Genomic DNA, 10,058 nt, shown 5'->3' on the forward strand with positions numbered 1-10,058 from the left:
CGCGAAAGGCGCGCGGTCGGCGCAGGGCGGGGCCGGATGCGGGCGCTGCACGCCACGGGCCGGCCCGCGCCGGACTCGTGACGATACGTCCGCGTGCGCCGGCGGCCAACCAACGAATGCGCATATGCAAATCAGCGCCGGACCCGGTGGCGTCGGTCGGGCCGGTGGCGAGCACACGAACCGCCGGACCGAGCCGGCAGGGCAGGCGAAATCGCTGCGTCGCTCGCGCAGCCGCCCGGCGTCAGACGCACGGCTGCCGCGACGCTCAATCGGAGCCGGCCGGGCTTTCCTCGATCGAATCGACGCGATCCGGATAGAACGCGAGGTGCCCGCGGATCGCATCGACGGCCGGATACGGCGCCTCGTAGGTCCAGACGGCGTTGACCGCACGCGCGCCGCCGGCCGGGATCGAGTAGTACGCGCAGTCACCCTTGTACGGGCAATAGGTCGAATGATCGGTGCGCTGCAGGAGCGACATGTCGGCGTCCTCGCGCGGGATGTAGAGCACGGCCGGATAGCTGGCTTCGCGCAGCGCCAGCGCGCGGCGCGTATCGGCGACGACCTTGCCGGCCACCTTGACCACGACGCGCCGCGGATGCGGTTCGACCGTGATCGGATGATCGGGGCCCGGCGATTTCACGGGACGAGAAGACGTATCGGGGCGGATCGACATCGTGCGTGTCCTCCAGGAAACGGCGGCGCGACGGTGCCGGGCGGATCCCGGCGCGCCCGTGCCGGCGTGTGCCAGCCGCTACGATGCGCCATTTCGGGAGAGTCTGCAGGGGGCCGGAAGACGGCGGTGCGAGAAGGCCGCCCGGCGCTCGCATGGACGTTTTCATGCACGGGCAGCGGGATGCATCCACGGCGATAAGCAACGCGAAATTAATTGGTAAGCGATCGGCGGGATGCGCGCGAAGATCGGCCGTCGTCATTCGCATGACAGTCCTCTCTCATCTCCGCCACCATGAAGAACGCTTTCGTTTCGCCTGCTGCGCGTCGTGCGCGTGGCATCCGCCATGCCGCGACGGCGCTGCGCTGCATCGCGGCGTCGCTGCTGCTCGCCGGCGCGGCCACGCAGGCACTCGCCGCACCGTCCGGCAAGACGCTCGTGTATTGCACCGAAGGCAGCCCGGCCGGCTTCGATCCGGGCCAGCACACGACGAGCACCGATTTCGACGCGAGCACGTACACGGTCTACAACGGGCTCGTGCAGTTCAAGCGCGGCACGCTCGATCTCGAGCCGTCGCTCGCGACGAGCTGGGACGTGTCGCCCGACCAGCGCACGATCACGTTCCACCTGCGGCGTGGCGTGAAATTCCAGACCACCGCGTGGTTCACGCCGACGCGGCCGTTCCAGGCCGACGACGTCGTCTTCACGTTCCGCCGGATGCTCGATCCCGACGATCCGTTCCGCAAGGCCTATCCGGTCAGCTTCCCGTATTTCAGCGACCTCGGTTTCGACCGCAACGTCGAGCGCATCGACAAGGTCGACGACTACACGGTGCGTTTTGTGCTGAAGACGCCCGACGTCGTGTTCGTGCGCAATCTCGCGATGGCGTTCGCGTCGATCCTGTCGGCCGAGTATGCGTCGCAGCTCGCGGCGCGCCATCGCGAAGCCGACATCAACCAGTTCCCGGTCGGCACGGGGCCATTCCTGCTGCGCACGTACCAGAAGGATGCGCTGATCCGCTACGACGCGAACCCCGACTACTGGAAGCCGGACGACGTGAAGCTCTCGCGTCTCGTGTTCGCAATCACGCCCGATCCGGCCGCGCGCCTGCAGAAGCTGGTGGCCGGCGAATGTCAGATATCGGTGTTCCCGCGGCCGGCCGACCTCGACACGGTGCGGCGCGACCCGAAGCTGACGCTGTTTTCGGGGATGGGCTTCAACGTCGGCTTCGTCGCGTACAACACGCAGCATGCGCCGCTCGATCGCGTCGACGTGCGCCGCGCGCTCGACATCGCGATCGACAAGTCGGCGATCGTGAAGACTGTGTTCAACGGCGACGCGAAGATCGCGACGAACCCGATGCCGCCTTCGCAATGGTCATATAACCCGCGCCTGAAGGATGCGCCGCGCGATCCGGCGGCGGCGAAGGCGCTGCTCGCGCAGGCCGGGTTCCCGAACGGCTTCGACCTGACGCTGTGGGCGATGCCGGTGCAGCGCCCGTACAACCCGAATGCGCAGTTGATGGCGCAGCTGATCCAGCAGGACTGGGCGAAGATCGGCGTGCGCGCGAAGATCGTCAGCTACGAGTGGGGCGAATACAACCGCCGCGCGAAGCACGACGGGCAGCACGACGCGATCCTGTACGGCTGGTCGGGCGACAACGGCGACCCCGACAACTGGCTCGGCACGCTGCTCGGTTGCGACGCGGTGCACGGCAGCAATCTCGCGAAATGGTGCAACCAGGATTTCGAGAAGCTGGTGGACGCGGCGCGTTCCAATGCGGACGTCGCGAAGCGCACGGCGCTGTACGAGCAGGCGCAGGTCGTGTTCAAGGATCAGGTGCCGTTCACGCCGATCGCGACGTCGATCGTGTCGCTGCCGGTGTCCAGGCGCGTGCACGGGCTGACGTTCTCGCCGCTCGGCGGGCACCGCTTCGACGGGGTGTGGCTGGATTGACGGGAGGGCCGCGCGGACGGTGCTTTCGTCCGCGTGGCGTGACGGCGGGAAAGGCCGGCGCGATGCAGTGCGCGCCGGCTGCCGTCAGTGCAGTTCAGTTGAGCGCGACCGCCGCCGCGGCTTCGACCGGCGAGCCTTCGAGCGCGACCGACGGCCGGCCGTCGGGGCCGACCGGCACGTCGCCGGTGAGCGTCGTGCGATAGAGCTGGCGGTCGAAGTCGAGATCGAAGATGTCGACGGGCGCGAGGTGGGCGGTCGCACGGTTGTCCCAGAACGCGATGCTGCGCGGTTCCCACTTGAAGCGGATCGTGAATTCCGGCCGCGTCACGTGTTCCCACAGCAGTTCGAGCAGTGCCTGGCTCTCGCGCGGCGTCAGCCCGACGATCGATTTCAGGAAGCTCGGGCTCACGTACAGCGCGCGTTCGCCGGTCTCTGGATGCACGCGCACGAGCGGATGCTCGGTCACGAGCGGGCGACGTTCGACCGCCTCGTCGAACGCGCCGGTGGCACGCGCACCGGCCGGCGGCGTGAAGCGATGAATGCCGCGCAGGCTGTCGACGAAGCCGCGCAGCGGCGCGGACAGCGTCTCGTACGCGCGCACGAGGTTCGTCCAGTGCGTGTCGCCGCCGTATGGCGGGATCGTCACGCCGCGCAGGATCGACGCCCACGGCGGGTTCACGGCGGCCGTCACGTCGGTGTGCCAGCCGGTCCACGGCCGGCGCACCGGCTCGCCTTCGAAGCGGGTTGCCTTGCGATGCTTCGCGACCGAGTACACGGCTGGATGCCCGTCGACGTGCCCGAACACCGGATGGCCGACCGTCGGCTCGCCGAACTGCGCGGAGAACGCGACATGCTGATCGTGCGTGAGGAACTGCTCGCGGAAGAAGATGACGCGCCATTTCAGCAGCGCGGCGCGGATCGCCGAGATCTGCGGCGTGGTCAGCGGTTGCGTGAGGTCGACGCCGCGGATTTCCGCACCGATGTGGGCGGACAGCGGGATCACGTCGACCGGCTGGGCGGCGGGTTCGAGTAGGGCGCTCATGCGACGCTCCTGGCGGAAGTGAACGGGGCGGAGGGCCGACATCGTTGCGCGTGTGCGCGTCGGTCCGGTGGCGGGGAATGCATGGTCGGTGTCCGGTGGCGGAAAGCGGAGTGGGCGCGGCGGCGCGCACGGAGCGCCGCCGCCGTGGTGCACGGGTGTTATTGCAGCGTCGCGCCGGGCCCCTTCAGCAGGACGCTCTGGCGGCCGTCGATGCCGACCGGCACGTCGCCGTGCACGGTCGCTCGGCGCACGACGCGGCGCGCATCGCCGTAGTCGTTGATCGCGTAGTGCTGCGTCGCGCGGTTGTCCCAGATCGCGACGTCGCCTTCCTGCCAGTTCCAGCGCACGGTGTTCTCGAGGCGCGTCACGTGTTCGTGGAACACCTGCAGCAGGTGCGCGGAATCCTGCGCCGACAGCCCCTTGAGCCGCTGCACGAAATGCCCGAGCACGAGCGTGCGTTCGCCGGTTTCCGGATGGACGCGCACGACCGGGTGCTCGGTTTCGTAGACGGTCGACGTGAACACTTCGCGGTAGCGCTTCAGTTGCGCATCGTCGGCATGCACGTGGGTCGACGCGTAGTCGTACGCGTTGGTATGCAGCGCCCACAGCGTGTCGGCGAGCGCGCGCAGCGGGTCGGGCAGGTTCGTGTACGCGGCGGCCGTATTGGCCCACACGGTATCGCCGCCGAACGGCGGAATCACGACCGCGCGCAGGATCGAGACCTTCGGGTACGCATCGACGAAGGTCACGTCGGTGTGCCACGAATTGGCGCGCGCGCCGTGCGCGGAATCGAGTTCGAGCAGATGCGCGCTGCCGTCGGCGGACGGCACGGTCGGGTGCGCGACGATATTGCCGAAGCGGCGTGCGAATGCTTCCTGTGCGGTGTCGTCGAGATGCTGCTGGCCACGGAAGAACAGCACCTTGTGGCGCAGCAGCGCGGCCTGGATCGCATCGAACGTCGCGTCGTCGAGCGTGCCCGACAGCCGCACGCCGGCGATCTCGACGCCGATCCGGCCGGCGACCTGGCGAAGCTGGAGCGGGGCGGTGGCCGTGCGCGGCGCGGCGTGCGAAGCATGCGAAGACGGGTGAGCGGCGTGCTGGACTTCGGACATCGGGAATCTCCTGGAGTCGGATCGGTCGAGTCTCCATTCAAGCAGGGACCGTGCGGAACCGGAACCGATGAATCGTCACAACCTTAGCGTGTGCGCAGCGACGATCGATATGCGTCGTCATGCTGAGCAATGTGCCGCGTCGTGCGAGCTACCACGCCAGCCGCCATTCGCCGATCCGGTGCGGGCGCGGCGTGTCGATCCGCTTGCCGCCCGGGCGATCGTCGCCCGGCGGGTCGCTGTCGTCGAAATCGGCGAGCACGGTGTCGCGCAGCCGCGCGAATTCCGGCGAATCGCGCCGGCGCGGGCGCGGCAACGCGACATCGACGATGCGTTCGATGCGGCCCGGGCGCGGCGCCATCGTCACGACGCGGTCGCCGAGATACACGGCTTCGTCGACGTCGTGCGTGACGAGGATCATCGTGATGCGCTCCTGTTCCCAGATGCGCAGCAGTTCGTTCTGCATCCGCGCGCGCGTCTGCGCGTCGAGCGCGCCGAACGGCTCGTCGAGCAGCAGCACGCGCGGGCGGTTCACGAGGCCGCGCGCGATCGCGACGCGCTGCGCCATCCCGCCCGACAGCTGGTTCGGATACGCATGCTCGAAGCCGTTCAGCCCGACGAGCGCGATGTGATCCGCGACCGCGCGCCGCTTCGCGGCCGCGTCGAGCGGCGCGTTGCGCAGCGCGGCCTCGATGTTCTGCGCGACGGTCAGCCACGGGAACAGCCGGTGATCCTGGAACACGATCCCGCGCTGCAGCGACGTGTCGCGCACGCGCTCGGCGCCGGCCCGGATCTCGCCCGAGTAGTCGGCATCGAGCCCGGCGATCAGCCGCAGCAGCGTCGACTTGCCGCAACCGCTCGCGCCGACGATCGTGACGAATTCGCCGGCGCGCACGTGCAGCGACACGTCGTCGAGGACGGCGAGCGCGGCGCCGCGTTGCGCGTAGTGCTTGCTCACGTGGAGGATGTCGAGCGAATCGGAGGCGAGGGTCGTCATGGCGGTGCGAGAAAGGTGTGGCGGGGAAGGAAGGGGCGCTCAGCGCGGCAGGTCGCCGCGCCGGGCCAGCACCTTGCGTTCGATCGCACGCGCGATCGCGTTCAGGGCCCAGCCGGTCACGCCGACGACGATGATCCCGAACAGCACGAGATCCATCCGGAACTGCTCGCTGCCGTCGATCAGCGTGTTGCCGATGCCGCTGCCGGCGACCAGCAGGTATTCGGCGCCGAGCGTTGCGAGCCATGAATAGATCAGCCCGAGATACAGCCCGGTGAAGATCGACGGCAGCGCGGCCGGCAGGATCACGTAGCGCACGAGCTGGAGCCGCGAGTAGCGCAGCGCGCGGGCGACGTCGACATACGCGCGCGGCACCGCGTGAATGCCGTCGCAGGTGTGCGCGGCGACGGGCAGCAGCGCGGCGAGCGACAGGAACACGACCTTGGCGACGTCGCCGAGGCCGAACCACACGGAAATCAGCGGAATCCATGCGAACAGCGAGATCTGCTTGAACGTGTCGAAGCTCGGGCCGACCATCCGCGCCGCGACGCGCGACAGCCCGAGCGCGGCGCCGAGCAGCAGCCCGCCCGTCGCACCGAGCGCGAAACCGCAGGCTTCACGCGCGAGCGACGCGGACAGCGCGCGGCCGAGTGCGCCGCTCGTGGCCTGCGCCCACGCGGTACGCAGCACGTCGCCCGGGCCGACCAGCAGCCCGCTGCTCACGAGGTGCGCGGAAGCGATCGCCCACCACAGCGCGAACGCGACGAGCGGCAGCACGAAGCCGCGCCAGTCGGGCGCATGCAGGCGGCGGGCGGCCGTGGCGGCCGGCGAGGTAGCGTCCGGCGAGGCGGAATGCGTCACGGGTGAATCTCCTTCGATTGCTCGGGCAGGGGCGGCGGTTCAGCCGCGGAACGCGGACGGCACGCCGCGGCGCAAGCGCGCTTCGAGCGCATCGAGCAGCCGGTTGATCAGCAGGCCGACCGCCCCGACGACGATCACGGCCGCCATCACGAGGTCGAGCTGGAACAGTTGCCGCCCGTACACGATCAGGTAGCCGAGCCCTTCGGACGACGCGACGAGCTCGACGACGACGAGCGCGAGCCACGACTTCGTGAACGCGAGCCGCACGCCGGTCGCGAGCGTCGGGATCGCGGCGGGCAGCACGACGTGCACGATGCGTTGACGACGCGTGTAGCCGAATACGCGTGCGACTTCGTCGAGCGCGGGCGGGGTCTGGCGAAACCCTTGCAACGTGCTCAGCGTGACGGGGACGAGCGCCGCATGCGCGATCAGCAGGTACTTGAGCGGTTCGCCGACGCCGACGAGCAGCAGCAGGAACGGCAGCCAGCCGAGCACCGGAATCTGCACGAGCGCGTTGAAGCTCGGCAGCACGTAGGCTTCGAGCGTGCGCGACAGGCCGATCGCGACGCCGGTCGCGAAACCGAGCAGCGTGCCGGCGGCGAACCCGACCAGCACGCGCTGCAGGCTGATCAGCGTGTGGCGCACGAGATCGCCGCTCGTCGCGAGATCCGCGAGCGCGTCGAACACGCGTTCGGGCGGCGGGAGGATCTGCGGCGCGATCCAGCCACGCGCGCTGCCGACGCTCCACAGAGCGAACAGCAGCGCAGGCAGCAGCCACGGTGCGAGCCGCCACGACCACCGTTTCACGACCGCCGCACGGTGCGGCGGCACGGCGAGCGCATGGCGCCCGGATGACGGGATGGAAAACGCGGTGTCGCTCATCGGGGCGGGTCCGGGTCAGGAGAGGGGCTTGCCGGCCGCGTCGTAGCGTTGCCAGTAGCTTTCGAGCTTCAGCGTGCGCAGCGCATTGTCGAGATACTTCGGCTCGAACCAGCCATCGACGTCGACCGGCTGGCGGATCAGCTTCAGCGCCAGCGCGTCCTGCGCGACGGATTTGTAGCGCGCGACGACGAACGGATCGATCAGCGGCGACAAGCGATCCTTCAGGCGCTGGTTCGCATAGTCGGCCTGCCACGACGAAACCGGTACGCCGCTTTTGGCCCACAGCTTGAACAACGCATCGCGGTTCGCTTCATCGGACGACCATTGCGCGCCCTTCACGAGCGCGTTGACGACGCGCTGCACGATGTCCGGATGCGCGCGCTCGAAATCGTCGAGCACGAGCAGGTGGGTCTGGCGCGTGAGTTGCGGGCCGTCGTTCTGCGATTCGTAGATGATCTTCGCGAGCCCCGCGTCGCGCAGCTTGTACAGCTGGTAGTCGCCTACCGACGCGTCGATGCCTTTCGACGCGAGCGCGGCGAGCGAGCTCGCGGAGTCGAGGTTGATCACGCGCAGGTCGCGTTCGCCGAGGCCGTTTTTCGCGAGCGCGTTGTCGGCGACGAGCTGCAGGTTCGTGCCGCGGAAGATCGATACGCGGCGGTCCTTCAGGTCCTTGATCGAGCGGATGGTGGAGTCGGGCGGCACCGCGATCTTGACGCCCGAGCGCACGCTCGCGGCGAGCAGCAGGCGCGTCTTGATCCCGTTCGCCCGCGCGAGCACGGCGGGCAGATCGCCCTGGTACGCGAAGTCGAGCGCCTTGTTGGCGATCGCCTCGTTGACGGCCGGCCCCGCGCCCTTGAAGAACAGCCATTGCACCTTGATGCCGTCGGCCGCGAACTCCTTTTCGACCAGTTGCTGAAGTTGCGCGGTGGCGGCGCTCGATCCGCCGAACGTCGGCGGATCGCCGGCGCCTTGCTGGGCGACGCCGATGCGGATGGTGGCGGGCTTGTCGGCGTGCGCGGCGGCGGCCGGCAACGCAAAGATGGATGCGATCAGCAGCGATCGAAGCAGGCGCAGTGGAAGCATGAATCGATGATCCGGAACGTTGGGGAGCGAGGCCGGGCCGTAGCCCGTCGGCGCATTCTCGATGACGTGCCGGGGCCGGACAAGAAACGATTTGAACTATGCTTATCGCCGCTTTGCGGGTTGCCGCGCCGGGCGTTTCGTTCCATATGAACGAGAATCGCATTCACATGCATAGGACATTTATTCAGGATTCCAATCATGTCGATTGAAACCGGATGCCGAATCAGGAAATCGCCGATTGGAAAATCGCGATGGCGACGAGCGTGAATTCGCGTGGGGATCGCTTGCAGGATCAGGGCGGGAAAACGGGGCCGGGTAATTGGGGAAATGTGATGCGGGCCCGCCATGATTGCCGGGACGGCTGGTCGGGCGGGGCGCGGCGGGCGCATGTGAAGCGCCCCGGCATGCCGGTAAATCGAATGGAAACGGTTCGGTTACCGGTCGGTAAATCATGCTCCGCAACAGTCGCCATGCCTGTTCCGATACGCGAACCATTCGATGTGATGTGAGAAAAAATGACCGCAAATGAACGGAATCGCTTTCATCGTTGCACGGTGAAATCCATAAATGCATTCCGACGCCAAATAATTTGAATTCGCCTGAAAAATTGTCTATACCCTAGACGAATCAGCGCGGTTGCATCGTGCGGGGAAGCCCGCACCAGGAATGCAGGCACGCAACGACCGATGTCGTCGTTGCACACCGCGTGTTGCAGTAGTCGAGAGGATTCCGGGGGATGCGAGCGACCTTGTGCCAGGGGCGCACGCATGGATAGCAATGGGCGAATGCCCTGCGCAACCACCGGAGCAACGGAGCGTCTTTGCGTTCAACGGTCGGTCCCGACCCGTTACACGGAGGTTGCCATGCTGCAATACGTCAAGTCCCTGCTGCGTGACGAACGCGGCGTCAGCTCGCTCGAATACGCCGTGCTGGCCGGTATCGTCGTCGTCGCGCTGGCGGCGGTCGGCGTGATCCTCAGCAGCACCAGCGGCGGCTTGCCGAGCGTGTTCACGACACTGATCAACAAGGTGACGAGCCTGATCTGATCCACTGAACCCGCGCGCCACCGACGAACACCGGGATCTGCAGCGGTAGGCCGTATCCGGCCGGGGCGTGTCGACGGACGGCTCTCCCATGCTCACTCTCGTGCAGTCGGTGGCCACGGTCTTGCTGGCCTCGCTCGCCGCGCAGGATCTGCGCGACCGGCGCTTGTCCAATCGCGCGGTGCTGGCGTTCGCGGCGCTGTATTTCGTCGCGGCGGCGCTCGCGCGAGACGGGTTCGCGCCGCTGGCGGGCCATGTCGCGACCGGCGCGGCGATGCTGCTGCTGTTCTGCGGCATGCGCCACGCGGGCTGGATCGGCGGAGGCGACGTCAAGCTGGCGGCGGCGGTATTCCTGTGGGCCGGTCCGGCACTGGCGTTTCCGGTGCTGACGGGCGTCGGCGCGTGCGGTGCGTTGTGT

11 protein-coding genes are annotated in these 10,058 nt (G+C 68.1%); 4 read left to right on the plus strand and 7 right to left on the minus strand.

Features of this window, described 5'->3' with window-relative positions:
• Positions 1-265: 265 nt before the first annotated feature.
• On the minus strand, positions 266-673 hold the full coding sequence (locus tag G3O06_RS44050) for a DUF427 domain-containing protein (protein WP_174911137.1): 408 nt from the start codon (positions 671-673) through the stop codon (positions 266-268).
• A gap of 291 nt (positions 674-964) precedes the next feature.
• On the opposite strand from G3O06_RS44050, the gene G3O06_RS44055 reads away from it, so the two are divergent.
• Positions 965-2,626, plus strand: a complete 1,662-nt coding sequence (locus G3O06_RS44055) for an ABC transporter substrate-binding protein (protein WP_205819828.1) — start codon at positions 965-967, stop codon at positions 2,624-2,626.
• Positions 2,627-2,720: 94 nt separating this feature from the next.
• Here the strand turns inward: G3O06_RS44055 and G3O06_RS44060 are convergent, their stop codons facing one another.
• From G3O06_RS44060 to G3O06_RS44085, 6 genes are all read right to left on the minus strand, one after another.
• Positions 2,721-3,668 carry a TauD/TfdA family dioxygenase gene (locus G3O06_RS44060; RefSeq protein WP_205819829.1) on the minus strand — a complete coding sequence of 316 codons (948 nt, stop codon included), beginning with the start codon at positions 3,666-3,668 and terminating at the stop codon, positions 2,721-2,723.
• A 158-nt stretch (positions 3,669-3,826) separates the two neighbouring features.
• Positions 3,827-4,780, minus strand: coding sequence for a TauD/TfdA family dioxygenase (locus G3O06_RS44065; RefSeq protein ID WP_205819830.1), 954 nt, complete (start codon positions 4,778-4,780; stop codon positions 3,827-3,829).
• A 148-nt stretch (positions 4,781-4,928) separates the two neighbouring features.
• Complete coding sequence (locus G3O06_RS44070; protein ID WP_174911127.1) at positions 4,929-5,774, minus strand: ABC transporter ATP-binding protein; 846 nt, start codon at positions 5,772-5,774, stop codon at positions 4,929-4,931.
• Positions 5,775-5,813: 39 nt separating this feature from the next.
• Complete coding sequence (locus G3O06_RS44075) at positions 5,814-6,632, minus strand: ABC transporter permease (protein ID WP_205819831.1); 819 nt, start codon at positions 6,630-6,632, stop codon at positions 5,814-5,816.
• A gap of 39 nt (positions 6,633-6,671) precedes the next feature.
• On the minus strand, positions 6,672-7,514 hold the full coding sequence (locus G3O06_RS44080; protein WP_205819832.1) for an ABC transporter permease: 843 nt from the start codon (positions 7,512-7,514) through the stop codon (positions 6,672-6,674).
• A 15-nt stretch (positions 7,515-7,529) separates the two neighbouring features.
• Positions 7,530-8,597 carry an ABC transporter substrate-binding protein gene (locus G3O06_RS44085; protein WP_174911119.1) on the minus strand — a complete coding sequence of 356 codons (1,068 nt, stop codon included), beginning with the start codon at positions 8,595-8,597 and terminating at the stop codon, positions 7,530-7,532.
• Between the two features lie 215 nt (positions 8,598-8,812).
• Between G3O06_RS44085 and G3O06_RS44090 the strand changes: the two genes are divergently transcribed.
• From G3O06_RS44090 to G3O06_RS44100, 3 genes are all read left to right on the plus strand, one after another.
• Positions 8,813-9,106 (plus strand): hypothetical protein, encoded by a 294-nt coding sequence (locus G3O06_RS44090; protein ID WP_205819833.1) that lies wholly within the window; start codon positions 8,813-8,815, stop codon positions 9,104-9,106.
• A gap of 354 nt (positions 9,107-9,460) precedes the next feature.
• Complete coding sequence (locus G3O06_RS44095; protein WP_041493341.1) at positions 9,461-9,643, plus strand: Flp family type IVb pilin; 183 nt, start codon at positions 9,461-9,463, stop codon at positions 9,641-9,643.
• An 88-nt stretch (positions 9,644-9,731) separates the two neighbouring features.
• On the plus strand, positions 9,732-10,058 hold a 327-nt coding region (locus G3O06_RS44100), incomplete at its 3' end, for a prepilin peptidase (protein ID WP_205819834.1).

Origin of the sequence: Burkholderia sp. Ac-20345 (genome assembly GCF_017104825.1) — a bacterium.
GTDB classification, from domain to species: domain Bacteria; phylum Pseudomonadota; class Gammaproteobacteria; order Burkholderiales; family Burkholderiaceae; genus Burkholderia; species Burkholderia lata_B.